Source organism: Nocardia sp. NBC_01388 (assembly GCF_045040085.1).
Taxonomy (GTDB): domain Bacteria; phylum Actinomycetota; class Actinomycetes; order Mycobacteriales; family Mycobacteriaceae; genus Nocardia.
Window position 1 is genome coordinate 8,102,104 of record NZ_CP109553.1, and the last position, 26,863, is coordinate 8,128,966.

Annotated in this window: 20 protein-coding genes; 9 read left to right on the forward strand and 11 right to left on the reverse strand. The window is 67.0% G+C overall.

What is annotated here, in order from left to right; genetic code table 11:
• Positions 1-281: 281 nt before the first annotated feature.
• Entirely contained in the window at positions 282-1,130 is an 849-nt protein-coding gene (locus tag OG716_RS38260) for an alpha/beta fold hydrolase (protein ID WP_405135087.1), read from the forward strand.
• Between the two features lie 147 nt (positions 1,131-1,277).
• Here OG716_RS38260 and OG716_RS38265 read toward each other — a convergent pair whose 3' ends face one another.
• Entirely contained in the window at positions 1,278-1,823 is a 546-nt protein-coding gene (locus tag OG716_RS38265) for a hypothetical protein (protein ID WP_405135088.1), read from the reverse strand.
• A gap of 20 nt (positions 1,824-1,843) precedes the next feature.
• On the reverse strand, positions 1,844-2,908 hold the full coding sequence (locus OG716_RS38270; protein WP_405135089.1) for a hypothetical protein: 1,065 nt from the start codon (positions 2,906-2,908) through the stop codon (positions 1,844-1,846).
• 1,661 nt (positions 2,909-4,569) lie between these two features.
• On the opposite strand from OG716_RS38270, the gene OG716_RS38275 reads away from it, so the two are divergent.
• From OG716_RS38275 to OG716_RS38305, 7 genes are all read left to right on the forward strand, one after another.
• Positions 4,570-4,980, forward strand: a complete 411-nt coding sequence (locus OG716_RS38275) for a hypothetical protein (RefSeq protein WP_405135090.1) — start codon at positions 4,570-4,572, stop codon at positions 4,978-4,980.
• Positions 4,977-5,708, forward strand: coding sequence for a hypothetical protein (locus OG716_RS38280; RefSeq protein ID WP_405135091.1), 732 nt, complete (start codon positions 4,977-4,979; stop codon positions 5,706-5,708). The genes OG716_RS38275 and OG716_RS38280 overlap by 4 nt, the downstream gene beginning before the upstream one ends.
• Positions 5,709-5,784: 76 nt before the next feature.
• The gene (locus OG716_RS38285; RefSeq protein WP_405135092.1) at positions 5,785-7,566 is read left to right on the forward strand and encodes a hypothetical protein; all 1,782 of its coding nucleotides are present in this window, start codon (positions 5,785-5,787) and stop codon (positions 7,564-7,566) included.
• A gap of 906 nt (positions 7,567-8,472) precedes the next feature.
• A complete protein-coding gene (locus OG716_RS38290; protein ID WP_405135093.1) occupies positions 8,473-9,567 on the forward strand; it encodes a hypothetical protein in 1,095 nt (364 codons plus the stop codon).
• An 89-nt stretch (positions 9,568-9,656) separates the two neighbouring features.
• Entirely contained in the window at positions 9,657-10,064 is a 408-nt protein-coding gene (locus tag OG716_RS38295; protein WP_405135094.1) for a hypothetical protein, read from the forward strand.
• Positions 10,065-10,573: 509 nt separating this feature from the next.
• Positions 10,574-10,978, forward strand: coding sequence for a hypothetical protein (locus tag OG716_RS38300; protein WP_405135095.1), 405 nt, complete (start codon positions 10,574-10,576; stop codon positions 10,976-10,978).
• 47 nt (positions 10,979-11,025) lie between these two features.
• Complete coding sequence (locus tag OG716_RS38305) at positions 11,026-11,730, forward strand: hypothetical protein (protein ID WP_405135096.1); 705 nt, start codon at positions 11,026-11,028, stop codon at positions 11,728-11,730.
• Positions 11,731-11,816: 86 nt separating this feature from the next.
• Here OG716_RS38305 and OG716_RS38310 read toward each other — a convergent pair whose 3' ends face one another.
• The 9 genes from OG716_RS38310 to OG716_RS38350 all read right to left on the reverse strand — a co-directional run bounded on the left by OG716_RS38310 (position 11,817) and on the right by OG716_RS38350 (position 25,702).
• Positions 11,817-13,241, reverse strand: coding sequence for a cutinase family protein (locus OG716_RS38310; protein WP_405135097.1), 1,425 nt, complete (start codon positions 13,239-13,241; stop codon positions 11,817-11,819).
• Positions 13,242-13,444: 203 nt separating this feature from the next.
• A complete protein-coding gene (locus OG716_RS38315; protein WP_405135098.1) occupies positions 13,445-14,296 on the reverse strand; it encodes a MarR family transcriptional regulator in 852 nt (283 codons plus the stop codon).
• A gap of 593 nt (positions 14,297-14,889) precedes the next feature.
• Entirely contained in the window at positions 14,890-15,888 is a 999-nt protein-coding gene (locus tag OG716_RS38320) for an NlpC/P60 family protein (protein WP_405135099.1), read from the reverse strand.
• Entirely contained in the window at positions 15,888-16,865 is a 978-nt protein-coding gene (locus OG716_RS38325; protein WP_405135100.1) for a replication-relaxation family protein, read from the reverse strand. Before OG716_RS38325 ends, OG716_RS38320 begins: the two co-directional genes overlap by 1 nt.
• Positions 16,866-16,935: 70 nt before the next feature.
• On the reverse strand, positions 16,936-19,461 hold the full coding sequence (locus tag OG716_RS38330; RefSeq protein ID WP_405135101.1) for a TraM recognition domain-containing protein: 2,526 nt from the start codon (positions 19,459-19,461) through the stop codon (positions 16,936-16,938).
• Entirely contained in the window at positions 19,461-22,496 is a 3,036-nt protein-coding gene (locus OG716_RS38335; protein WP_405135102.1) for a PrgI family mobile element protein, read from the reverse strand. Before OG716_RS38335 ends, OG716_RS38330 begins: the two co-directional genes overlap by 1 nt.
• On the reverse strand, positions 22,493-24,067 hold the full coding sequence (locus OG716_RS38340) for a conjugal transfer protein TrbL family protein (protein ID WP_405135103.1): 1,575 nt from the start codon (positions 24,065-24,067) through the stop codon (positions 22,493-22,495). The genes OG716_RS38335 and OG716_RS38340 overlap by 4 nt, the downstream gene beginning before the upstream one ends.
• A 292-nt stretch (positions 24,068-24,359) precedes the next feature.
• Complete coding sequence (locus tag OG716_RS38345) at positions 24,360-24,761, reverse strand: pilin (RefSeq protein WP_405135104.1); 402 nt, start codon at positions 24,759-24,761, stop codon at positions 24,360-24,362.
• Positions 24,752-25,702 carry a hypothetical protein gene (locus OG716_RS38350; RefSeq protein ID WP_405135105.1) on the reverse strand — a complete coding sequence of 317 codons (951 nt, stop codon included), beginning with the start codon at positions 25,700-25,702 and terminating at the stop codon, positions 24,752-24,754. Before OG716_RS38350 ends, OG716_RS38345 begins: the two co-directional genes overlap by 10 nt.
• Positions 25,703-26,152: 450 nt before the next feature.
• Between OG716_RS38350 and OG716_RS38355 the strand changes: the two genes are divergently transcribed.
• A complete protein-coding gene (locus OG716_RS38355; protein ID WP_405135106.1) occupies positions 26,153-26,833 on the forward strand; it encodes a hypothetical protein in 681 nt (226 codons plus the stop codon).
• Positions 26,834-26,863: the final 30 nt, after the last annotated feature.

Sequence of the window (26,863 nt, forward strand, 5' to 3'; positions counted from 1 at the left end):
GGCCGGTTGCTCTAACGGACGAACCCCCCCCAGCAGCGCATAGCTTCCTGCTGAAGGGCGCAGCTTCGCTAGTGATCGCCATCAAGTAGCCAAAGGTATCTAAGGGTGGCGATAACTGCGAAAACTCGCGTAGTGGGTGGGCGTAAATCAAGTGGTCAGTTGATCTGTTGCTGCACTTCGCAATGCATCGTGAGGCAAAACGGACAGAGTCCGCTGTTTTCGCGTGCTGATGATTCGCTAGTACCTATTCTGCTGATGTGATGTCACCTACACCATGGACGATGACGTGGCAGGGCGCGACGGTGGGCGGGATGGAGTGCGGCGATCGGGACGGCTTTCCGGTGCTGGCATTTCATGGGGCACCGGGTTCTCATGTCGAGGGGGTAGCTTTCGCTGATGTCCCCGCGGCCGAGGTTGGCGTGCGCTTGATTGCGATCGACCGGCCAGGAATGGGCATGTCGGAACTGGCATCGCGGGAGCGGGTCGTCGACTTCGCTGACACCGTGGCCGCGATCGCTGACAGGTTCCAGTTCGATCGTTTTGGGGTGCTGGGTGCCAGTGGCGGAGTTCCCTACGCACTGGCGAGTGCCTGCCAGATGCCCCAACGGGTCAGTAAAGCGATCGCGGTTAGCTCGATGGTTCCGTTCGATGCCGGGCCTGCAGCCGAAGACTCCGGTGGGGTGAAACCCGCTGCGGGACTGATGATCTTGCGGCGCTTTCCCTGGTTGGCGCGCCCAGTGTCGGCTCGGCTTTCGAAGGCGGTGCGTACTCAGCGCGGAGTGGACGCGATGATCAAGAAGATGTCACCGGCCGATCGCGCCCGGGTCGACAAAGACGACCGGCTGCGGAGTCAGCTCGGCGAGAACATCAGAACTGCATTCACTACAGGCAGCCGGGGCGTGGCACTCGACTTCCAGCTGCTGTTTTCTCGACCGTGGGGATTTGATCTCACCGATATCACTGTGCCCGTGGAGATTTGGCACGGGGATGCGGACGGCAACATGCCGGTTCAAAACGGCCGCAGGCTGGCCGACATGATCCCTGACAGCAAGTACCACGAGGTACCGGGCGCGGGGCATCTGCTGTTCGTCGATCACGCCCGCACGATCTTGCATTCGTTCTGCGATTAGTCGTGCCGTCTACTGAGGTCGGTTGTCCTTCAGGCAAATCCGCCGCAGTGTCGAGTCGCGATGCGGCACAGCCATTTCTAGCATGAGGTGAGTGCGTCAGCGTTGCCGATGGGTCAGGCTGAGTTGGCCGATAGTGCGGAGTGCCGCCTAGCCCTCCTCGACCACCTGAAGTTGCAGGACCTCGGCGGCATCGTGGAGCGTTTTCAGACCGTCCCGATCCGCCAACTCCGGCCTGAGCGGCTCGTAGGGTAGCTGCCCACCGTGTTCCTCGCGGAGCCGCGCATACGAACGCAGACGTTCGTCGTCAGGATTGTTAGCGAGCTTTTCATCGAGAAGCGCACCCAGCCTGTCGGACTCCTCGGGTTCGATGCTGAACCCGAACGACTGGACCAGCCAGTATCCATCCGGCGTTGCAATACCGCTCCACTGCAGAGGTACCGACGGTGACTTGGCGGCGAGGTCATCACGTGCACGAATTAACAGGCGTTTGGCCAGCTTCTCTCCCCGCCTCGATGGAGTGGTGTAAAGCGCAGCGTCTTTCACTCGCAGCGGTCCGTCCTTGCTGATCTGGAGCACGGCGAACACTGACAAGGCGTTGCCTTGTTCGTCCACGGCGACCCAGGCGAGCTTCTGCTGCCACCCCACAGGGGCCAGCACGCACTGCCGAATTTCCTCGAACTCAGGCTTCTTCATCAGTTCAGTTCCGCATCTTGTCAGGGGTGGGTGATGTCGTAGCAGACGTCGCAGCCTTTGATCGGCGGGGGCGGGTTGGGGTTGGGGGTGATGTCGAGGATGGCTTGGGGGCGGCCGTCCGCGGATGGGATGCGGGTCCAGGCTCCAGTGACCTCGGTCCAGTCATCGGTTGCAGTGAATCGGACTCGGGCGGTGATGAGAGCGCGGTCGCGGGTGCCGCTGGCGAGTTCTTGGCAGGTGAGCGCTACGCGGTTGCGGCCGTCGAGGTCATAGAGGGGGTGATGGTGTCGCCACCCGGCCAGCGGGCTGTGTTCCTCGGCAAGCCATTCGTGCACGAAAGCGCTTTTGAGATCCACCAACGCTAGGGCGTGGCCTGGGAAGATCGGGACAGCGCGCAGCGCGGCTACTGCTATGTCGGTGTCGTGGCTGGTGCTGGTGGCGCTGATGTCACAGACCACCGCCCGTACACGCCGCTTGTCTCCGGCACCGACCGCGCGGGCCGTGATGTGGAATTGGTGTTGTGTGCCGTCCTCGTAGCGTTTGGCGGCGGTGCCGACCCACTGACTGGCGGGTGTCCCGACGAAGTTGAACATGTCGAGGAACTCCGCGCGTGGCTCCCAACGGTCGAAGCTCGCCAACAATTCGGGAATGGTTCGCCCACCCGGCAGCTCGTTGGGAGGGCGAAGCAGGTACTCGGCGGCTGGATTGGTGATGAGCAGCCCCGACGGTGTCCATTCGACGGTGCCGACTACCGGGGGTTTGGGCAGTGGCTCGAGCGGGCCTGCTGAGAACAGCGAGACAGCGAAGATGTCGTCGGAGGCAGGCCCTCGTACGGGGATGGCCGAGATACGGAACATGCGGTCCTGGTTGTCGATGGAGCCCTTGTAGTTGTTGCCGCCGTTATCGAGGCATTCCCTGACGAGGACCTCAACGAGGTTGCGGGGGAGGCTGGCTCGCGCCAGCTTCGAGAACGCCCGGGGCCCTTCGTGGTTGAGGACGAGGGTGGCTTCGTCGCGGTTACCGGTGAGGGTTTCGATCACCACCCAGCCCCGTGTCGCGGCGTTCTGTTTGGGTGAGCGTGTCACCCCGGAACGAGGCAGTTCTGTGCGGCCTGCTTTGTTCTCGGATCTCGCGGCCGGCATCGAAGACGGCCGCGCCGGGGAAAGATGGCGGGGGAGGCGTTTGTTATTGCTGGAATCACTAGGAGAACGTTGTGGACTGGCCATGGTCAATCGACTCCTTCTCCGCACCGACCTCCCCTGTCACCGGGGGAACTCACGGCCCCCGGTGTTCGGTACTGCGGCGCGGTTCGTATCGAACCGTTAAGAGCCCATGGCCATCGGACTGCAATCTTCAAGTTTAGTCCGCAAATCATCAGCTTCGGGCAAATCAGGCAACACAGAACGTGTGACCAGGAAATTCTCTTCAGGCCCCGGCGAGTGGACCATATTTTCCCGTAAATACCGGAATGGCGGTTGATCGGCTTCGATACAGTCAGAGCTCCCGGAGTTGGCCATTGATGACTGGTGACAACAACGGCCCCTGGATTGCATCTTTTGCCAGGTCAGAAGCCAATCTTGGGCTCGAATGTTGCACAGGTCACAGTCGGGGGATATCGTGGAGAGACTTCAGGTGAGGAGCAATTTTCGAGTTACATCCACCAGGGTGGCTCGTAGGCTCGGAGGCTGAAGGCAACAATCAGATCGTCTTTCCTAAGCTTGTTTGAGGTGAAGGCGACGTTTCCACAGTCTGCGGTGGCAGCTGTGATGAGCGCATCGGTCATGCGTCCCATTCCTTACGGGGAGGGCGAGCCGGGCGCGATTCGTATTAATGCAGTAATTACCCAGTTCCCGTGCTGTGCGCATGAACCATGCCCGGCATGCGTCGATGACGCTTGCCCAGTGGTCGACTCCTGCGCTGATGATGTCGCGCGGGCTCAATCCGGAGGTGTGCAATGAGCTGGTCAATGCGTAAGCGTTCGATGTCAGTACAGGCGCAAGCATTGGTGGCCGCGACCCGCGAGGCTGCTGATTCCGTTGCAGCGGTGGGCATTTGGGTGGTGTGGATGTACGAGGGGCACATCCTCGAGTGCGAGTGGACCACCCATCTGGACTCCGAAATCGCTGAGCGTGTGCGATCGGGAGCTGACACTGCGGTCATTATCGCGGTCGCCCCGTCTCGGATGGAGGCACCCGTCGATGGACGAGTCGAGGTGCTTTGTGAATACCTGGACGCCAAGGGAATTCGCGTCCATGCAATACATGTTCGGGCGCTGCGGGAAGGCGCGTTGTGGACCGCATTGCGGGGGCGCGCGCTGGCCGGTGTAGTGCCTGCGGTGACACGGCCGGGGCCAACACGGCCCCATCGTGCCCGGGTACCGCATCGGCGCGCACAGGCCGTCGGTGCCCGGCCGCGCCTATTGATCGCGGTCTGCGCGCTGGCGGCCACGTTGCTGTGCGGCCCGTACGCGACGGGAGCGCCTCCGACCGGACAGCCCGGACTGATCTCCAATCCACCCTCGGCCGGACAGCCCGGCCTGAGTGCCGCGCCGCCTCCGGCCACGCCGGCCACCTCGAACGGCAAAGCACCCTCAGCGAACACGACACCCTCACCCAACGTTGAGGTCATCGCTCAGCCTTCGGTATCGAATCCGCCTTCTTATGAGCCGCTATCGAGCCACTCGCAGTCGTTACCGGTCCACGGACCTTCGGCCCCAGCACAGGCCGAGCACGCACCTGCGCCGACCATGCAGGGACCCCAGAGTCCTCGCTACACCGAGATCGCAGCGCCGCCTGCTGAAGTGGTGCGGGTCGGTGCGGTGAGCGTCGCGCGCCCGGAGTGGATGCCCGAGCCTATTGCTGCTCACGAACAGCAGTGGAACGACTACCTCACCGACCAAGCCGCGACCGTCCTCGGTGAGAGCGGCCTGCAGATCCCGGACGTCGACCAGCTCCTGGGCACCGAGGGCGGTGATGCCGTGCCGCAGCCAGCTGAACTCGGGTGGGTGCAGGAGGTCGCGCTCGATCCGCAAGCGTTGATGCCGGTCGCCGCCGATGTGGCCGACACGCTGATCGACACCGTCGCCGCGCAAGTAGACCCCGATCCGTGGCAGATGCTGGCGCAGTTGCCGGTGTGGGGCGAGGACGGCCTGTCATGAGCGACGAAATCGACCATCCCGACGTGCCGGAGATCCTCCTCGACACCGAACCGACCTCGGCTGCACCAGGTTTGGCTCACTGGTTCGCCGTCGATGCCGCAACCTCCCACGACGGTCGCCATGCTGGGGAACCGATGCAGAACTGGCCGCCCTTCGTCGCCAGTGGTCGCCCTTCCCGCCTCATGGCATTGGCCAGCGCGGGCGCAGTCGTTGCAGTGTCGATCATGGGGATCGCCGCACTCGCGGACAACGGCCACGCTCACGAGTCTGGTTCTGGCGATGGGTCTTCGGCGTCGGCGGTGGTGTGGCAGTCGTCGTCGGTCTCTGGTTTGGTGAACAGCGGCAACGCTGCCGGATGTGTCTCGGCTGCCCGCGAGCGTCAGCTCGCCGCGGTGGTCGCCGGGGCACGGGGAGTACATGCCGAGGGCGGGTCTGCGGCGATCGAAGTGTTCGAGGCCGCCTATTACCTCGCTCGCGACGCACGCCGGGCGCGGGAGGTGGTGGCCGCCTCCGCCGCGATTCCGCAGGCACCTCAGATTCAGGCCGGGATCGACTCGATCCCGGCGGCGACGACCTACTGTGCGCACATCACCACACTCGACCACGGCCTCTACGCGGTCGAGGTAGCCGAAACGCGCACAGACGGCACGAAGAACCTGTGGCGGCAACGCATCTCGACCGACGATGCCGACCACAGCACGCTGATCACCGCCATCACGCACCTGTGATAGCCGCGATCGTCCGAACCTGTTGTCCAGCAAAGAATCTAGAAGCAATCCTGTAGGTAGGAAAGTGGTGGTGAGGATGTTGATCGCAGTCGCAGGACTCGCACCGGGATCGGGAGCGAGCACAGCCGCCCTGGCGATCGCCGCACTGTGGCCCGGCCCCGAACGGGTGATCGTGCTGGAAGCCGATCCACGCGGAGGCTGCCTCGCCGAGCGTTGTGGCGGAGATCCTGAGCGGGGACTCGCCAGCCTCACCGCGGCGGCCGACGAGACCGGCACCCTCACCGCCACCGACCTCGAAGCGCATTTGCAACGCCACCCCAGCGGCATCGCGTACCTGGCCGCTCCCACCGCTCCGGAAGCAGTCGCCGAGGCGCTGACCACCCCGATCTCCTGTGACCGCGTCCTGGCGCGGGAGTCGGTCGTGATCGCCGACTGTGGTCTGGTCCAGGCCGACTCGGCGGCGGCGCCGCTGCTTACCCACGCCGCCCTGCTGGTGCTGGTGGCTCGTACCGGCGATCTGGCCGCGCTGCGCGGCGTCGGTGAACTGACGGCCCGCTACCCGCGCGCGGTCGTTGTGTTGGTGGGTGACCCGCGCCCGGCACCCCTTGGTGTCGCTGCCGAAGTGTTCGGCTGGCTCCCCTACGACGAATCGGCCGCCGCATCCCTGCTCTACGGCCTGATCCCGCTGGGGCGCAGCAGTATTGCCGCAGTCCGTCCTCTAGCCATCAACGTGCGTGCCCGCATTGCGGCTCCGGTCGCTCGGGTGTGGAGTCCCTGGCGGCGCGCAAGCCGACTCCGCTTCGCCCGCGACCAGGTACCCCGCGTCTACCCGGTCAACCACGCCGCTGTCGGCCGTGCCGAGTCTCGACCGGTTACCCATCGGCCGCATCCGCCGGTGTCAGCGTCGATTGCCGCGCCGCTGCCCACCACTGTCGAGTCGCTCAGGTGCTCTGAAACCCTTGGTACGCAGTCGAATGCGGTTCTCGCGCCCTGCGCCACGCTGACGCGAGAAACGGGCGATCCGGCCTCTATGGTCACGGTGTCGCTGTTCGGGCCGCTGCGTGTGACATGGCGGGCCTCCTGCGCCGCTTCTGACCGACAAGGTTCGGGAGCGGAGGTCACCGTCCGGTTGCAGAGGCGCAGTCGCGAGCTACTTGCCCTGCTGGCCCTGCACCCAGCTGGGCTGACCCGCGCGCAGCTGATCGACACCCTGTGGAGCCACCAATGCCCCCATAGGCCGACCAACGCACTCCACACAGCACTCGGCCGCATCCGTGCCGCCTTCGCCGCCGCCAGCGCAGGCACCGCAGACCAGATCGTGCTCTACGATTCGGGCCGTTATCACCTCGACCCCACGCGCGTCACCACCGACTACACCGCCTTCACCGGTGCTCTGACCAGCCACCGCCGCGCGGTGACCGAAGCCGACCGCCGTACCGCCTGTGAGCGCATCATCGGCCTGGCCGCGGCGGGGACACTGGCCGCAGACCTCGAGGCCGACTGGCTCGAACCGATCCGACAGCACGCCCGCCGAGAGGCACTAGCCGCCGTGGGGGCGCTCGCGCAGATCCTGGTCACTGACGATCCACACGCCACACTGCATCTGCTCAGCACCGGCGTGGGCATCGACCCTCACAACGAGCACCTCTACCGCGACATGATGCGTCTGCACGCCCGCCTCGGCGAACACCATGCCATCGCCGACACCTTGGCCCTGCTCACCCGACGACTCGCCAGCATCGGCGAAAAGCCCAGCCGAGATACCCGCGACCTTGCACACCAGCTACACCCACCCCACACCCGAATGCGCGCCGTCAAAAATCGGCGAGACGAAATTCGCTCAACCAAGGCGAAATAAATACGACACGGTCGGGTGTGAAGTCATGTTTTGCAATGATGGCCGGAGCTATCAATGGCGTTCGGAGTTCGCCCTGGATCGATACGGATACGGCCTGATGTAAATTGCGTCCAGTGCGTTCTTTGGGTCGATTAGCGTTTGACTCGAAGTTAATAACATTTCAAATACAGCCGGTGTGTCGTCCGGGTCTGCAATTCGGTAGCGCTGGAATTAAATTGCGCACCGGGAATGGTGCTATCGGTGAGAGATGCGGTATTTCGGTTCGCAACCTGCGGTCTTGTGTCGAGGAGCGCAGTGCTCGACGCATGTGGCTCTCGAGGTATGGGTAAAGATGGAATCTTCGACGGCGTGAGGCTCTGGTGGCTGGTGAACTCGACTAGCGGTCTGTTCGGGGTGTTGTTCGGGGTGTTGTTGGGTGTCCTGGTCGGGGTGTCAGTCAAGTCGCCACCCCTGCGCCGTCGTACAGTCCCTGGTCAGTGGCCTCTTTCTCGTCACCGTCTCGCCCAGGGTCCCTACCCCCGGTAGGAGCATGAAGACATCGGGTGGGCGGCTGCGGTCGTTTCGTTCTATCGCTCGGGCGTCTATCGGGCCTATCCATATTGTTGATAGGCCGAACCCTGTCGACTATCGTGCCGCGTCTATTTGCTTAGTGCTTACCTCTCGCCTCGTTGCATCCTCGACCCTCGGCCGGCCGCGAGGCGCATTCCATTCCTTGCTTGCTTGTTTGGGGCCCTGACCTGCGAAGATTGGGTGAAAAAAGTTGCCGAGATCGCTTGTGTTTCGCGGTCGCGCAGAGCTAGCTTCGAATGGCACCCGGGGAAATCGAACCCCATCGAAATCGAATTCCGCACTCCGCCCGATATGTGTGGCGACCCGAATTCGATCATTCTGAAAAGGAGTCCCGAAATGACTACCAACACCACCCCGCGATTGGGCAACGGCGAACTGCGGCGCATGGTCGCACAGGTGCTGGCCAACAATTCCGGCACCGAATACGGCCCCCGCGAAATCGCGAACATCACCGGCCGGTCCAGCGGCGCGATCGGCAACGCCCTCGAGGTGTTGGTGCGCAACGGCAACGCCGAACAGACCCAGGCCGCGCCCCGCCGCTACCGCGCCACCGCCACCACCGCGCACGCCGCCACGGCCGCCACCACGGCCACCGCGCCGCGCCGCCGCACCAAGCCCACCGCGCCCGCCCCGGCGACCGTTGCGGCCCGGCGCGCAACCACCGCGCCCTGCCGCCCGGTCACCCCGCGCCGCCGCATGACCGTCACGCGGCACGCCCTCACCCCCGCCTTCGCCGCCGCGAAGCTGACCGTGGCGCACACCGCCTTCGCCCTGGTGCTCACCGCCGCCGCCCTGGTGCTGATCACCGCCGCCACCGTGCGCGCCGCCATCCGCGCCTTCGGCATTGCCAAGGCCGCTCTGACGCGCACCGCCGCCCCGGCCGTGTCCGCCCACCCCGCACCGCCCGCCCCGGCCGTGTCCGCCCTCCCCGCGTGGCTCGCAACGGCCGCGCCCGCCTCGATCGAACCGGCACCCCGTGTGATCCCTACCCCCACTCCGGCCGCCGCCGCTGACACCGCGCCGGAACCGGTGAACCCCGCCCCGGCGACCGCGCCCGAACCGGCCCCCGCGCGGACCGATGCCCCCATCCCGGCCCCCGCGCCCGCCACCGTCAAGCCGAAGGCCGCCGCCCGCAAGAAGGCAGCCCCCGCGACAGCCGCCCCGGCCCCCTCCCGCGCCGCCACCGTGAAGGCCACCGCCGACACGGCCAAGCCCGCCACGAACGCCACGGGCACGGCCAAGACCGCCAAGGCCACCAGCACGGGCAAGACCGCCAAGGCGGCCAGCCCGGCGAAGACCGGCGGCGCGGCCAAGGCCCCGGTGACCGGCAAGGCGAAGCCCGCCGCCAAGAACACCAAGGCGGCTGACGCGCCCGACGCCATCACCCCCGCGCGGGTGCGCCGCACCCGCACCACGAACGCCGCCGCCTGATCAACCCCTGGGAGGGGCGCGCGCCGACCAGTGCGCGCCCCGCGCAGACCCGAAATCCATACCGGCACAGACGAATCGAGGAAGCCGACATGACCAGCCACCCGGCACCACAGCACCACGCCACCGAACCGGCACCCGCCGCGACCCCTTCCGCGTCCGATACCGCTATCGCGGCGCGGGTGTTCAAAATGGCGGCGTCGGCACCGCCGTGCGATTGGCACGACTGCGACAGCGGCGGGCGGATCGTGGTGAACACCCCCGACCTCCGGTACGTGGTGATCGTTCCGGCCGGGCGCGACGAGACCGGCCAACCCCGGCCCGCCTACATCCAGCACGCCATCCTGCCCACCCCGGGCGGGCAGGTCGCCCCGTTCCCGCGCGTGCCCGCCGACACGCACACCACCGCCGCCCTGCGCGCCGCCGCCCTGCGCGCACGGGATCTGCCCGACCCGATTGTCGCCGCGATCGTCGCCAAAGACCGCGCCGCGAAGCCGTAGCCCGCTGATCAGGTGGGGGTGCCCGGTAGACGGGCACCCCCACCTGGCGTGTAGCGGGCGAACCAGCACCGCCGTACAGCCCGGCCGGACCGGGCAGCGAATGCCGAACAGCGGCGCGGGGTAGGGAGATTCGAATCTCCCTACCCCGCGCCGCTGTCGATGCGATCAGGCCCCCGTTTGGTCGGCGGCCGGTGTTCGGTGATGCGGTGCCGGGCGCGCACCGGCGGCGGGCCGGGCCGCCGTGGCGCGGATGATCACCGGCCGCACCGCGCGCACCGGCGGGCGGCCCCGCCCCGGTCTACCGAACTGGCCCACGGGCGGTATTCCGTGTCGTCAAAGGCGTCAGCACCTCGCTGGTCAGCTAGACCGACTTGCGGCGATGGTTCGGGGATGCTCCCCATCGCCTCCGCCACTTCTGGTGTCACACAGCTGATCTGGGCATAGTATCGAGTCTGAAATGGGAAGTTCGTAGTCGGAAGGCACTCCTTCTGACTCGGCAGACTTGTGGGGTGGAAGCTGTGGATTCAGTACAGTTGATAGTGGCAGCATTGGCCGCTGGAGTCTTGAAAGGTGCCGGCGAGACCGCCTCGGCTGCAGTGGCCGACGCGTACCAGCTGTTGAAGAATGCGCTCGCAGGTCGGATTGCAGGCAACCCTGCGGCTGAACTCGTTGTGGCCAAGCATGCGGACGATCCGGAGACCTGGGAAGCGCCCTTGACTGCGGTGCTGCGCGAGACGGGAGTCGGCGGCGACGACGACGTCGTTTTAGCGGCCAGAAAGTTGTTGGACTTGGCAGATTCTAGCGACGCTCAGCCCAAGCAGATTGTGGTCGACGCGAAGGGGTCAAACATCGGTGCTATCGGTGACCACGCGCAACAGCACAACAACTTCGGTGCGCCACCTGCCGGAAACTGACTCAGGATTGCGATCTATTTTCCGGTGGTTACGGCAGGGTGATCTGTATGAACGGGCCAGACCATATGGACGGTGACAGTGATTCGTCGGCATCCGACCCGCGACCGGCTGATCGGTCCGAGCTGCAGGCTAGCGGGGCAAATATCGGAGCGATTGGTAACCACAATACGCAAATAAATAACTTTCAGAATTCGCAAATAGAGGCACAAACTGCATTTGTGAGCGAAAAGCCCAGAACGCGCAGCTGGAGATTTCGGTGTCCAGAGTGCGCGTTAGAACAGCGGGCTTTTATGGCGACCATCTCGCCCAAGGGGGAGATGCTTTATATCCGTAACGAAACGGCGCTTATCTATGCGCCAGATCTGCCAGATGGCGAGACTCTCGACTTCAAGATGGAAGAAGTAATTCCATTATCGCATGTCCGCACGGTATTCGCAGCTGAGATGGTTGATCGGAACGCGCATCTCCACCTGGCGCTTTGTCCTAGGTGTCAGCATTTCCCTTCGAACACCACCGGCGGATGTTGTGTCAGCGAATCAACTGGCGGCGGCATGCCTGGCAGAATTAGACTGCCAGCGAGCGCGGCACTCTTCGACTCTCTACATGATGCGGCCGTTCTGGCGGGGCTTGAAATGCCGAGTCCGGCTCAATTTACTCGCTTGCCAGTTGATAGCTTGGAAGGTTTCTTCTTGGTAGATCGGCCTATCCTCGCCTGCACGCTCATCAAGAAGAAACAGGCAAAGGGGCGCTGAAGGTCTCGACGCCGCGTCATTGAAGCAATAAGTTGCGGGGTAGGAAACCTAGGTTGCCTACCCCGCGATGTGTTCGGTGCTCAGCACTACTTGGTGTGGTCGATCTGGGTGGTGAGCCAATCGAGCACGGTGGGCAGGTAGGTGTCGTAGCCGGTCTGGTGGACACCGGAGGTGTAGAAGCGGGCCGCGTCGGTGCCCTGGCGTGCCAGATCCGAGAGCACGCCGCTGGTGTCCGGGTTGCTGGTCAGCGCCGAGGCCAGCGACGAACCCGAGCCGCTGGTGCCGGTCAGGGCCTGTGCGGCGGTGGCGGCGAGGTCGGCGGCGACGGGCACCATGCCGACCAGCTCGAGACCCGCGCCAAGGACGTCACCCCCGGCGAGCTTTTCGGTTGCGCGCCACGCGATCTCCTGCGCGGAGCCGATATCGGTCGCGACGCGGGAAAGGTCGGTGCGTGCCATAATGGCGACTATCTGTGCCGCGATCGCGGTGGTGCCGGACGAGTCCATCGGTGCGGCCAGCTCCAAGGCGCGGGCGACCAGGCCGAGGTCGGCTTGGTCGGCGAGCCCCACGAGCGGGCTGAACGCGGTGTTGATCTCGCCGGAGAGCCGGTGTGCCTCAGGGATATTGCCCGCCAGCACTGCTCCGGGTAGCGCGGCGAGGTCACCAAGCAGAGTCGGGACGCCGGAGGCGAACGACGCGAGGCCGCTGGCCACGACGACGACCTGTTGGGCCACGGTCGCCGCGTCGAGATCACCGCCGGAGGATGTGCTCGCCGCGGGCGTGCTGTCCTGGCCTTCGCCGGTGAAGGCGCGCCCGAGTGCGCTCCATGCCGGCGACGATTGATCCGAGGTCGCGCAATAGAGGTCACCGGAGGCGCATACGGTGCGGACTCGATCGGCGAGCGAGCCGAATCCTTTTGTGCGAGGGCCGGATACGCCTTGCCCGTCGGTGCTGGTGCCCAGCTGCGGAGTGGCCGAGTCGCGGCGGGGGTCGGCGATCAGCGCGACTGCCGCGACCCGTGAGGCCGTGATCGTGGAGGAGCCGGTGCCGATGGCGGAGGCGACGTCGCCTGCGACGTCGGCGCCCTGGGAGTACCCGGCGAGCACGACTCGGGTATCGGAGCACAATCCACCCAGCAGGCCCGAAAGTGACTGCACGCCCGCGGATTGCGAGCTGGCGTAGGGGGCTGCGGCGGCGGGGTAGGGCAGATAGCGGAGGTCGACGTCGCCGCCGTAGCGGGCGGCCAGGCCGTTGCCCAGGGTGGCCAGTAGCCCTACGGGTTGGGCGGGGTTGGCGGTGGTGTTGGTTTCGCCGGTGCCGGGGACCATGATCGCGGTGACCGGCGCGCATGCCGGGGCGGCGGTGGCGGTGCCGGTCGCGATCGCGGCGGCGGTGGCGGTGCCCGCCAGCAGGGCCGTGACGGTGGCGGCGGCGGTGATACGGGCCGGTGTCCGCCCGCGACGGCGGGACGGCGCAGCGGGGCGGCGGGAGCGGGAGCGGTGGGTACGCATGAGGTGTGCCTCCGGAGAAGTCGAACCGTGCGCGGGGCCGGATGGCCCTCGCGCACGGCAACTGCTTCTGCGGGAGTGTTTTTCGACATCGAGAGCAGAGATTCTTTCGCGGCACCCTCCCCGTGTCGGCCAGGGCGGACGCGCGGGTGCCCGGTGGCACGGACACGGGGTCCGGGCCACCGGGCATCAGGGGCGCGGCGGGGTTAGTTCGCCGGGGCGGTCGTCTGCTCGGCCTCCTGGGCGGCCTTCTGGTCGGGGTGGAGCGTGAACTTGTGGGGGCGCTCGCAGGTCTCGAACGCGATGCCCTTACCGACCAAGGCGAACAGGGCGTTGACGATCGCGCCGGAGGAGCGGTTGATCTCCTTGGAGATCTGGCCGGGGGTGGCCTCCTGGTCGGGGTGCTCACGCAGCCAGTCCTCGACCATCCCGCGCAGCGCGCCGGGCTGCGTGCCCTGGGACTTCTTCACCTTCTGCCCGCAGGTCGGGCACACCCCGGGCGTGGGCGCGGGGGTGTCTTCGGTCGGAGCCGAGGCCGCCTCGCTGGCAGGCTGCGCACCGGCCTGCGCGGGGGCGGCCGGTGCGGGCGAGGTCGCCGAGCCGGGGTTCGGCGCTTCCTGCACGGTGTCAGCGGCGGCGGCCGGGACGGGGGTAGCGGTGGCGGCCGGGGGATTGGCGTCGGTGGCGGCCGGTGCCGGGTCGGCCTCGGACGGGGCCGCCGCTTCGGTGGCCGGTGCGGGTTCGGTGCTCGAGTCCACCGGCGCAGCACTCTCGGCCGTCACGGTCTCGGTTGCCGCGGAGTCGGTTTCGGCCTCCGTGTCGGCATCGGTCGCGGCGATCGTCCACCGGTGCGCGGAGTCGGTGCCGGTGTCGTCGCGGGTGACGAGTCCGTCTTCGGCCCACGCGGCGAGGAGCTTGCGGGCGCTGGTTTTGGCGACAGAGCTGAATTGGGCCAGCTCGTGGGTGGTGGAGCCGGGGTGGGCATCCAGCGCGGCCCACAGGGCGTCTTCGGACGGGGTGCGGGTGGTGGCGGTCGCGGGCGTGGTGGTGGTGGACATGACGGTCCCCTTTCGGAAATCGGTGCGAAAACGGGAAAAGCGGATGTCATGTCCCGGCCGGGACGTATCGGCCCCGCCCGGTGCGCTGCCGGGGTTCGCGGGGTGACACGACCATGGACGCTCCGTACATGCGGTGATGTCAAGCGGAATTCGAAACAAGACGGATGTACGGAATTGCAGCGCAGCGTATTCGGCATATTCGGTTCCGGCGACTACCGGCCGGACAGCGTTCACGAATCGGCCCCGGTGTCCGATTTCGCGCGGATCGAATTCCGGTCCGGTACGGCGACACGAGCGGTCGGCTGGCAATTGCCATGACGTTGTGTTATTCGCTGCGGTGGCGGCGTTCCCACGGAAGTCGTTCGCAGAAAAGGTGATCGGCTCGCCATTGATCGACGCACTCGGCACAGAGGGTGTCTTCGTGAGTGCATGAGGTGGGAGTGGTGAGAGGAATTTCGACTTGTTCGATGCAGGGGCTGAACATTCGAGCTCCCGGCGTGAGATAGCTGTAGTCCGCGAGCGCGCTCAGGGTCTTGCGATTGCTTTTCGGCATCGGCCGCGACCTTTCGAAGAGTATTGGCCTGGAGAGGAATTCACTGTGCGGGATCACCGGAGGCCGCATTGGGTACGGTGAGTGGCGAAGTCGCGCCGAAATAGTCATCGCCCGAATAATGCAAATCCTGCACTTGGACAGGAACGTCGAAGGTCGGAGCATTGACGATCTTCCCGCCTCCGAGATACAAGCCGACATGGTGAATATTGTCGGCCGTGCCATAGAAGACGAGATCACCTGCACGCAAAGCACTTTCAGGGATGACCGGCCCGGCATGGTACTGATCGGCGGCGGTCCGTGGCAGGCTGAGCCCGACGGCGGCGTAGGCGGCCTTGGTCAACCCGGAACAGTCCCAGCCGCCGTTGACCTGGGGGCCGTCACCGCCCCACACATAGGGTTGCCCGAGCTGCGAACAGGCGAAGGCCAGTACGAGCGAGGCACGATCGGTGCCGCGTACGCTGCCGCAATCGCCTGTGCCGGTGGGGGCTTGGCTGCGGTAGGCGGTGGCCTGGTCGAGGACTTCTTTCACGTACCAGTCGGCGTGGTTGTAGCTGAAGATCGCCGAGTACACATCGCCGGGGGCACCGGAGTCGCAGAGGTAGTAGGCGGCGGCGTAGACCGCGTCGGCAGGGTTGTAGCGCGACGGCGGACTCGCGCCATCGGCCGGCATCGGGTGACGCGAGGCCACCGAATCGAAAGTCGGAGCGAGGAACTGCATCGGCCCGGCGGCTCCGGCGAAGTTCTCCCCGGAACTGACTCCCGGCAAGGTGGAGCGTCCGTGGTCGGTCTCGACTTCCCCGATACCGGCCAGCACACTCCAGTCCAGACCCGGGCACGCGGTCGCTGCCCGCTGATAGAGCACCAGCATGGTCGGCGGGATATCCGAGACCGCTTCCTGACTCGGCGCGCTGCCCGAACCTGCACTCGGCGCGGCGGTCGGGGTGTGGCTGGCCACCGTGACGGTGGTGACCACGGCCGCGATCACGACCGAGGTGAACACCACGCTCACCCCGCCCACGGCGAGCATCCGCGCGAGCATCACCGATCACCCGTCTGCGCCGGGGGTAGCGGTGGCGGCGGAACCAGCACGGCGTGACGGGTCGCCGGTGGGGTCGGCACGGTCGCGGGTGCCGAGGTGACACGCGGCCAGCTCGAAGCGAGCTGGTCCAAGCGCACACGTTCACCACCGGTGGCCGTCAGCGGTAGCCAGACCCGCTGCGCGGGACTGGGATGCGCCGGGGCGAGGAGATCTGCGGCGGCGGTCGCGACCGGTACCGCGTCGGGGTCGGCGAGCCCGGTCCAGATGTCGTGCAACGCCTTTCGTGCACTGACCTCCCGTGCGGCGGTGGGCACCCAGAACAGAACGGGGGTGATGACGGCGCTGGTGCGGGCGAGTTCGGCGTAGCAGTGCAGCTTGGCGGCGACCGTGGCCAAAGCCATGCTGCCGAGGTCGAATTCGAGGAAGAAGTCCAGTGCGGTCTCGCCGCGGGCGTAGCGACCGTACCCGTCGGGTCGGGTCAGATCACCCCAGAGCGCGCGGCAGCGGTGCTCCGACCACCACGCCAGCAGGGCCGCGTTGTCGGCGCCGGAGGTGGTGGCGAGGGCGGTGAACCATTCGACGACGCCGAGCGTGTGGGCCAGGTGCAGGCTGTGGGCGATCGCGAGCGCACGGTCGGGCCGGTATCCGAGATCGTGGACCTCCACCCCGGCCTCGGCGGCGAGCACGGCGGCTCCAGCGGGGCCCAGGACCCAGTGGGCGGGGGCGCTGCCGCTGGTGCGCAGCGGCCGGAACTTTTCGAGCGCGCCGTAGTTATGCAGCTGGGCCAGGCGGCGGCGGGCGAAGTTGACCGAGGAGAACGCCAGCGCGGTGAACTGGCCGGTGGTCAGCACGCGATGCTCGTGGCACATGCGCAGCATCCAGCGGTCGCGTTCGGTGAGGCGTTCGGCGAGCTGGGCGTGGGCCATCGCGCGCGACGGATGCCGCAGTGCCGGTTGACGAGTCGGGTCGGGGATCATCACAGAACTCCTGAGGTGTCAGCGAATGAGGTTGCGGCGCAGTCGGTTCGAGCGCGCGCGTGCGGCGCGGTCAGGACAGGCGGGGGTCGGCGTCCGGAGACGGTGCGGAGTCGGTCGGCTCAGACACCGGATCTGTTGCGGGGGAGGGCTTCTCGCGCACCGTGTTGGCGGCTAGGCGGATCTCGCGGGCGCGTCCGGGGACAGGGTCGGGCAGGGCGCGGGTGGTGAAGGTGAACGGTGGGCTCTGTTGCCCGGCCACGAGCAGTCGGGCGGCGGCGTGATGGACGTCGAGGTGGGTCAGGTCGTGTTCACCGAGCGCGGGGCTGGTGTGCCGGGCGAGGTCGCGGGCGTCTTCGGGGGAGGCGGAGAAGATGATTTTGTTTCTCGCGTTGGCCGAGATGCCTTCGCGCAGTTCGCGTGGGAGCTGGCCGAGGTTCTGGTGTGCCAGCACGAGCGACAGGTGTAGGCCGCGGGCTTCGGCGAGCATGTCCTCGATCGAGGTGGCCATGTGCAGGAAGTTGTGTGCCTCGTCCAAGACCAGTGAGGCGTCCGGGCGGGCCGAGGGCGCGGTGCTGGCGCGGGCGGTGGTGGTCTGCCAGGTGCGGGCCACCAGCAGCGACCCGACCAGGCGCGTAGTTTCTTCGCCGAGAACACCTTTGGGTAGCCGTGCCAGGCAGATGCCGCCGTGGTCGAGCACGTCGGCGAGGTCGAGGGTGGATTCGCCGGCCGCGATCGCCTCGCGTACGAACGGCCGCAACAGGAAGGCGCGGAGTTTGTTGAGCAATGGGGCGACGATCTGCGCGCGCCCGGCGTCGGACAGGCTGCTGTAGGAGGCCCAGAAGCCGCGCAGCACCGGGTCGGTGACTTCGCGGGCGATCCGATCGACGTTGGATTCCCCCGTCAGCAGCTTCACCAGGTCCACCAGCGTGGCCGTGCCGGGCCGTGCGCACAGCGTGCGCAGCGACGCGCGTAGCACGTCGTCGGTGCGCGGACCCCACCAGCGCGAATAGATGCGGGAGAAGATCGCGGCCAGGTTCTCCACTGCCAAATCGAGGCCCTCGGCGGTGGTGTCGAGTGGATTGATGCACGGTGGTCGACGTGTGGAGTCGGCGTCGAAGAGCACGACCTTGTCCGCGAGTCGCCGCGGTAGTCGGGTCAGGACGTCGGTGATGAGGTCGCCTTTGGGGTCGATCACTACCTGTCCGCGCCCGGCGTCGGCGTCATCGAGGATCAGATGGGCGAGCAGGGTGGATTTGCCGACACCGGTCGCGCCGATGACCTGCAGGTGGTGGCGGGCGTCGGCGACCGGTAGCGCGACTGGCCGACCGGTGGCAGTGTCGGCGACACCGAGCGGCTTGGCGTGCGCGCCGCCGACCGGGATCGCCACCGACGGGGCTACGGCGGCGGCACCCGCGCGCGCCAGGCCCGGCACCGACGGGTCGAATGGAAGGTGTGCGATTCCCGCCAGTTCCGTCACCGACAAGAGGTCCCCGCGTCCGAGCCACCGCCCGAACAGGGCGGGAGTCAGGCGCAGGTGGTAGCGGCGGCGATAGAAGTTGTGATCGGCACACGCTCCGAACACCGCCGCCACCGCATGCGCGCGGCCCCGCGCGATCGCCGTTGCCGCCGCGAAGGTGTCGGAGTTCGCGTGCGCGGGCACGGGCACGGTCACGGCGGCGGCGTAGCGGATGAGCGTCTCGTACTGTCCGCCACGGACTTTGGTGATCGTCGCCCGCGCCTGGGTGGTGTCCTCCATGCGAGCCTGCCGATCGGCGGACACCGCACTCTGGTAGCGGGACCGGCGTGTTCCCACGCCGGGCGTGAGGAAGTCGAGCACCTCGCGCAACACTCCACGCACCACCCGCGCCGCGAAGGCGGTGGCCCCGCTCCGGCCGCCGGTCAGCGCGCGTCGCACCCGGGCGCCGGTGACCGGCCGCGCCAGGATCTGCACGCACACCGATTGGCCGGGGTCGAGATCGGCTGCGGCGGTGAGCAACTCCCGCGCGATATCCCCGCCGTCGTAGTCGCTGCGGATAGGCAGGCCCTCGGGTCGCCCCAGCCGCAACTTGCCTCCCGCCAGAACTTGCACGAACCCGGTAGCGGGGATCGGCACAGGCAGGTCGGCGACCTCGCGGGTATCGGTGCGCGCGCCCGGCCACGCCGACGCGACGGCGCGCTCGATCAGCCCGGGTGGGATCGTGGCGGGCACCCACAGGCTGAGCGTGACCCCTTCGCCGCCGGTGACCTGGTATTCGAAGCTCAGATGGGGCTGCCCAAACAGCAGCTGCTTCCAGCGCGGGCGCAACAGGCCGATCAGGTGCGCCCACAACACCCCGGCCGCCTCCGGGGACACCGACGGCGGGCACAGGATCCGCACCTGCCGTGCCCCGGTGGCGAGCCGAGCCCGCCGAATCCGCCGTACCCCCATGCCCGCGGCGAGCACGCCGGTGGCGATCACAGCCGCCACGATCGGGTGCGCACCCGTGAGCGCCCACGCGGCCAGCTCAGTTACCCGCGCCCCGAACCGGCCGGGTTCGGTGAACAGGTGCCCGAGCCAGCCGAGGTCGGGGAGCGACGGATTCGACGGCGCGGACATCAGGCAGCGGCTTCCGGTGCATCGAGGACGATGACGCTGTCCTCCTCGGCGAGTAGTGCCTCGTCACTGTCGAAGCCGTCGAGGTCGGCCGGCATCGGGGCCTCGGTCTTCTCAACGGAGAGCACGACATCGGTATCTGAGTCCTCGCCCAGGGTGGTCAGCTGCGGCGTCGTCGTGATCAGCGAATCCTCGAAATCCGAAGCCAGCGAAGCGAACACCGTGCGATCGACACCGACCGCCAACAGGCCCTGCCCGCGATCGGCGGCGAGCAGGAACTGCTTTTCGCCCTCCGAGAGCGCGAACGCGGCCGCGACCTCGTCGATGGCTTGCGGGGCCTGGCGCAGCAGGATCTGCGTGGCGGCGTTGGCGATGATCGCGCGCCCCAACTCGCTGCCCAGGACATCGGCGCAATCCTGGGTCGCCACGGTCAGGCCGGTCCAGTACTTGCGGAATGCCTTGGCTGCACGGAACAGGAACTCGCCGCCCGCATCCTGGCGGATCATCCACCACGCCTCGTCCACCACGACCAAGCGCGGACGCCGCGTGCCCGGGTTGGACACCCGCCGCCAGGTGACATCCAAAGCCAGCAGTGTGCCCAGGGATTTCAACTCGTCGGGCAGCTCCCGCAGCGAGAACACCACCAGCCCGCCTTCGGGCGCGGTCGTGGTGTCCCCGTCGATCAGTCCGGCGAACGCGCCACCGGACACGAACGGTGAGAGTGCTTGTGCCAGTTCGACACCGACACTGCTGCCGCACACGCGCAGCTGTTCGGCCAGCACACCCAGCGTCGGAGCGGGGCGTGTCCAGGTGGTGGCGTCCTCGGTGATCCCGACAGCGGCATACGTGGCCGTCAGCGCGGTGTCGAGCACCGCACGCTGCGCGGGCGTCTGCTCACCGATCAGCACTCGGATCACGGTGTGCAGGAACAGCTTGCGTCGCGTCAGCGCGTCGGCGGGGGCGCTGCGGCGGCCGTCTGCTCGCACGTGCAGTTCGAGATCGAACGGGTTGAGCCGTACCCCGGGCACGCCCAATCCGAGGATGGTGCCGGAGACTGCTTCGGCCAGGCGCCGATATTCGTCCTCGGGGTCGATGACGATGACCTCGATGCCGCGCTGCAACGAGCGCAGCAACTCCGACTTCACCAGATAGGACTTGCCCGCACCGGAGCGGCCGAGGATCACCGCATTGTGGTTGTGGATGTCCTCGGAGAACCGATCCCAGAACACCAACCCCGACGCCGCGTCGCGACCGTAGAGCACACCGTCGGGACGATGCGCCGAGACCGGGTCGGCGACCGGCAACTGTGGGGAGGTGAACGGGAACGCCGCCGCGAGCGCATCGGTGTCGAAGGTGCGGCCCACCTTCACCGGGTCCAAGCCCACCGGCAGCGTCGCTGTCCATGCGGGGATTGCCCGGTAGGTGAGGTGGCTGGTGTCGATGAGCAGGCTGGCCGCCAACGCGCGGACCGCGGCAACTTCTTCTGCCAGTTCGGTTTCGGAGTTCGCATGCACGCTCAGATAGAGACTGACCCGAAACAGTCGGCCCTCGCCGCGGGCCACGCGCGCCGACAGATCGGCGGCGTCTTCGGCGGCGACATCGAGCACCTCATCGGCCAACAGTCCATAACTGGCGTTGTGTCGGCGTGAGGACTCCAGCCGCGCTTGCTGGCGGCGCAGCCGGTTCGCGGCGGTCGTCGGGTCGATCGGCTCGATATGCAGGGCGAGATCCACCCGGCCGGGATGAGCGAGCAACGGAGCAAGCCACCCGCCGACCACCTCACGCGGATAACCGGTGACCGCGAGCGTGCTCACCCAATCCGAACCGACCTCGACATGACGTGACCCTCGGGTCAACGACTGCGGGGTGAACGGTGAACGCGATCCGAAACGGATGCGCCGCAACAGATTCCGTTGCGCCTGTACGTCGGCGACCATCCTGGTCTCCTCGTGACCGAGGTCGGTGACGGTATCGCTCGACGCGCTGGACTCGCTGGTGATGACCGCGTCGGGTGCGGCGATATCGGCCGAATGCGGGACCAGGCTGCCCGGGTTGGTGGCCGAGACCAGGATCGCGGTGGCCTGCGCGTCGTCGAGGGCGGTGACGCTGATCCCGAGCGGGGCCAGCATGTCGGTGGCTTCACCGAGGCGACGCAGCAGTCTGGTCTCGGCGGCCCGGCGCGCGGCGGCCGAGACTTCGCGCGCCGCGCGGCGGCGGCTCGGCAGCAGGGAACCGGCGATTGTGCGCGCCGACGGTCCGGCCAGCCCTGGTGCGGCGGCACCGGCACCGGACAGCGGTTCGCGCCAGACCAGCAGCACCTGCCGGTGCAGCAGATCCTCACCGGTGGCCAGCGTGCTCAAGAACGCCGCGTGGTCGCGGGTGACCTCGGCCAACTCCGGCGACATCTCCCTCGCGGAGTCGCGCAGGGCGGTGATGCGCCCGGTCAGGTCCAGACGGGTGGCACGGATAAGGATCTGCACCGGCTGGCGCAGAGTGTGCAACCAGCCGCCGAGCTGGGCCACCAGTGCGGCCTGCTCGGACTGGGTACGCAGCGCCAGGTTCACCGTTCCCGCCAAGGCGACCGCAGCCACCCCGTCAGATCCGAGGTCCACGATCCCGACCTCACCGCTGGCGCTGACGGCCTGCGGCAGATTCGCCGTGGTGGGCGTGATGGGTTGCTGCGCAGCCGATTTCGGCCTGCTGGAGGCGCGGGCAGTGAGCCAGCCGGGAGCCGAGGGCAGTCCGTGTGGAGCGGCGACGAGGCGGTGCGGGCGCAGCCGGTGACGGATCGCGGCGACCAGCAATTGATCACCGGAGAAGCCGTCGCGGGTGGTGAGTACCAGGCCGGTGACCAGCGCGCCGACCGGAACCGAAGCGGCGACGAAGACCGGCGGAGCGATGACGGTGCGGGTCAGCAGCCAGCCCACATACAGCGTCAGGGCGGTGGCGGCGAGGATCGCGAGTTGGCGGGCGGTGAACGGGCCGATCAGCTTGTCGCGGCGATCGACATCAGCGGGAATGCGTGCGGTGACAGTCATTTCGAGCTCCTGGGAGTGCGGCGATTACGGCGGCGGACGGGCAAATCAGGAAGGGGCAGATGCAGTTGCCGTCCGTCAGGAGGGACAGCAGCCGAGCGGAGGAAAGGCGGCCTGGGCGGGCCATAGACCTGCGGGGGAGGGGCCGGAGGCGGTGACGACTTGCGCGGCGGCGGAGGCGTGGCGGTACGGGGTTGAGGATCGGGCCGCACGCGACGGACCTCGATCGGTAGCGGGTACTGGCCGCTGCGTGTGGGTCGGTTCCCGTCATAGGGATCCCGCGTGGTCGGCACGGTGTAGTCGAAGGACAACTGCTTGGGCTGCGGGCTTCGCGTGCCGGGCAGCGGCCTCGGAACCGGCGCAGTTGCCGGTGGCGCAGCCGGTTTGGGGACACGCTGGACGGGGATGGGCAGCTGGTATTGGCCGTTTCGGCCCAGTTGCGGAGTGGGGCCGAGGTTGACCCCGCCGTGGAATTGCGGCAGCGGCAACATCAGCTGAGTCCCTTGCGGTGCGGCGAGGGGGACCGATGCGGCGTGCGGGATCGGGGTCGGAGGCGCGGCCTTGGGCGGCACACGCTTGACCCCGGTCAGCGGCAGCATTAGCTGCCCGCTCCTGGTAGCGCGGACGTTCGCGTACGGGTTGGGCGGGGGCGTCGGAGAGCCGGACGGTTTGCCCTTCTTCGACCGAGGGGCCGCGGCGGCGGTCTTGCCCCCACCTTTGAGCACACCCATGGTCTTGTAGGCGATAAACCCGCGCACGATCGACGACACCATCCCGTGTCCGGGGCTGATCTTGAGCGCGGACATCAGCCAGAACGGGGTCTTCATCAGGACCCACCCCAAGGCGAGCGCGACGATCACGTTCGTCAGGCCGGTCTTGGTGGGGCCGAAAAACCACCAACCACCCGGGGAGAGAAAGACTTTCAGCCCGGTGATCAACACCATTGATTGCACGACCTGGATAGCCAGGCAGGCAGAGAACGCACGCCACCACCAACGGGCGACGCCTTCGGTGGCGGGCAGCGCGTAACACATCATCGCCAGAGGTGCGGAGACGATGAGCACGACGGTGACCGCGACTCGAATGACGTAGGTGATGAACAAGATCACCAACACGATGGCCAGCGCCTGGAGCAAGAAGACGGTGAACAGGGGAATAGAGGTGGTGGGTCCGCCGACTTGCAGCATCGACTTGAACGCCGAAGAGGCAGTGTTGGTGGACACCTCATCTCCGGCAATCGCCGTGGCGAGGCCGTTGGCGAAGCGGATTGCCTCCGTGGCGAGGACCATGCTCATCGCACCCGCGATGAACCCGCCGACAAGGCGAGGCAAGATCTCGCGCCAGCCCCAGCGGGTTTGCAGGGTCTCGTGGAGCATGAGCAGGATGCCGGCCGCGATCACCACGAGCCCGTACATGGCGAGCACCAACTGCCACGAGGAGTTCCACAGCACCCCGATCTGAGGCAGAGAACTTGGATCGGGAGTGGTCAGCAGGGTTGTGGAGAGTAGGTCCATCAGCGGGTTCAGTGCGGAGTCGACCAGGGTTCGAAAGAAGCTGTCGATCGCGTTGTTCACGCACGCGGTGAGATCGCTTATCCCGCAGTCGTCGCTGCTGGTGCTACCCGAGCCGCTAGATCCCCCAGGGTTGCCGGGCTGCGGGGCGGGTTGCCGTGTGGGCGCGGGTACCCCGGACGTCGTCGGGGCCGATGTCGGCGGCGCGGTGGGCACGGGTAGCGGTGGTGCGGGCGTGGTGGGTTCGGCTGCGCCAATCCCACCGCCCCACACCATGATCGCGGCCAACCCCACCAGCACGAGGACTAGTACGCGAGGGGTCCGTGGTGGACCGGAGCGGATCGCGGCGGCCATCTCAGCCGCCCACGATCTGCTTCAAGACCGCCACCACCAGCGGAGCCAGCATCGCGAGCGCATATCCGATGCAGGCGGCCTTGAGTGCGACCTTGGCGCGTTCGACCTCGCCGGGGTCTCCGGAGCAGATCAGATAGCGGGTGCCGCCGATGGTCAGACAGACCGTGGCGATCGTGGCGAGGATCCCGATCAGCCAGTTGCGCAGGTTATCGAGAACTTCCTGGAACGATCCGGCCACTGCGAGCACCGAAACCGGCTCTGCGCCAGCGGATCCGGACGCGTACGTCAGCGCGCATCCCAGCGCGACGGCGCACACCAACGTGCGGGCGATGCCCTTGCTGGGCCGGGTTGGATGTGTCCGGCCACGGGGCTGGGAGAAGGGGAGAACAGGGGTTACGCGCATCGGCGGTTCACCTCCACAGGAGTGGGAAGTGCGGGGATCGGGGTGGTCCTCGCGCGCCGTGTAGTTGCCAGCGGCACCCCCGTTTGCGACACCGCACCGAGAGGACGGTGCGCGCCACCGGCGCGGGTGCGGGCCGCTGTGTCCATGGCGTGCTGCTCGACTGCGCTGCCGTGATCACTGTGCTGATCAGCGAGCCGCTGACGCAGCCACTGCGCCAGCCGGGCTTCGGCGCGTGATCGGCGCTTCTCGAGCCGCTTATAGGGCACACCGATCTCGGCGGCCACCGCGGTCAGGGATTGGGCCTGCAATCGAGTGGCCGCGATCAACCCCGCAGAATCCGCATCGAGTACGCCTTCAGCGACCGCCTGCACCAACAGCAGCTCCGGATGTCCGGGTTGGGCGTTAGCGACCTGCCCTGCGGACTGGCGAGGTTCGCCCACTGTGGTCAGGCCCAGAGTCGGTGACGCCGTGGCCACCTCGTGTCGTAGCCACGCACGACCACCGACGAACGCAGCCCACCGCAATCGAGGCCACACCCCAGGTCGCTCGAGATCCACTCGGCCCAGCGCCGACAGGAACGCGGCCAGCACGTGCGACTCGGCGTCGTGCGCAACCCGGAAGGTCCGGCCACCGACACGGCGCGCCATTGCTGTGAGCATCGGCAGCGCGACGCCCGCACACTGCAGCGCGCCCGCGTCCTGCCGGGCACGGCGCACCAGCCATATCCAGATAGTGTCGACTGCCGTCAGCGACAATCCGGGATCGCACAACGTCTCCCGCAATCGGCTCCAACTGGCAACCGGGCCGCCTAACGCGATCACACATTCCGGCGGCAATCCGACCGGATCGGCGGCTGTCGCGTCGAAGGCCGATCGCACCACCGCCAACGGTGAGGAAGTTACGTATCCCCGCGAGTTGTGCATTTCATCCCGTGTATTCATAACCACTCGTCTCCTGGGTGAGATCGAACAAATCCGACTCAGCGAGGACACAAGACGACCGCCACCAAAAGGCCACCAAACAACCCCCGGAACATCACCGAATGACCTCCGTCAGGCGGGCAAATCCGCTGTTGAAGCGAGGGTGTCGGCAGAAGGCTCGGAGACTGAGGGATGTGCTCTACCAGGCGTTGTGTGCGTATGGCGGCACTAACCGGGCGCTAACCAACTGCGGTCTACAAGGCTGATCAAAGCGGCACCGAAAGATTCGAGAGAAAGTTTTCCGAGTCTGTTCATTAGCCGATTCGGATGTCTACTCGGATCAGTTCATTTCGAAAGCTCGCTCGGGTGCATGAACGAAACTTGCCTACGCTGCTTGTCGCAAAGCGGGGGGTCCTTGGCAACTGCGGTCACGAAAACGCAATTTCTGCACGCCTCGAAGGAGCGTCTCTCATGACCGAATCCCAGCCTCGCCGCCGTCGCTCGACCGCGCTGTCGGCACCCATTCCCACCAGCATCTGGAATGCCGGACTCGCGCCTTTGACCGTCACCGGATACGGGCCGCTGCCGGTGCTCGCACGCGCAATCCGCGAATTCATGAAACCCAAGGGGTACTTCCTCCTCGCCGCACTGACACCGCAGCAGGAAGCTCTCGCTCCCCGGGTGGTTGAACCCCTGGTCACCGAACTACGCCGTCACCTTTCCCCGAACGCAGCCAGAACCGCGGCGAGCCTGCTTGCCACTCCCCAGGCCGAGGATCCCGCCGATCTGATCGTGGCGAGCCTGCTTCCCCCGATACCCGGCCCCGTCGACACCGATACTCTCGCCCGCCTGACCTTCGGGGCGGCCGAGAAACTCTGCGCAGGCGGAGTCCTGGCGGTGATTTCCCGCCACAACCACGACTCCCGAGGCCGCCTGATCGACCCCACAGGTTCCATCGTGGCCGCAGCCCAAGCCGCCGACCTGCTCTACCTGTCGCACGTCGTTTCCGTTCCGCTCGACGGCGACACCGTCACCACCACCGAAGGTCCCGCCGAGTCCGCCGGCCGTCATCTCAACGGACACCTCGATATTTCGGTCTTCCTCAACCCCGAAGCCAGGCACTCCGCCAGCACCCTCGACCACGCCGCCTGACCCGCCCACTTTCAGCCCACCGACCTCAGC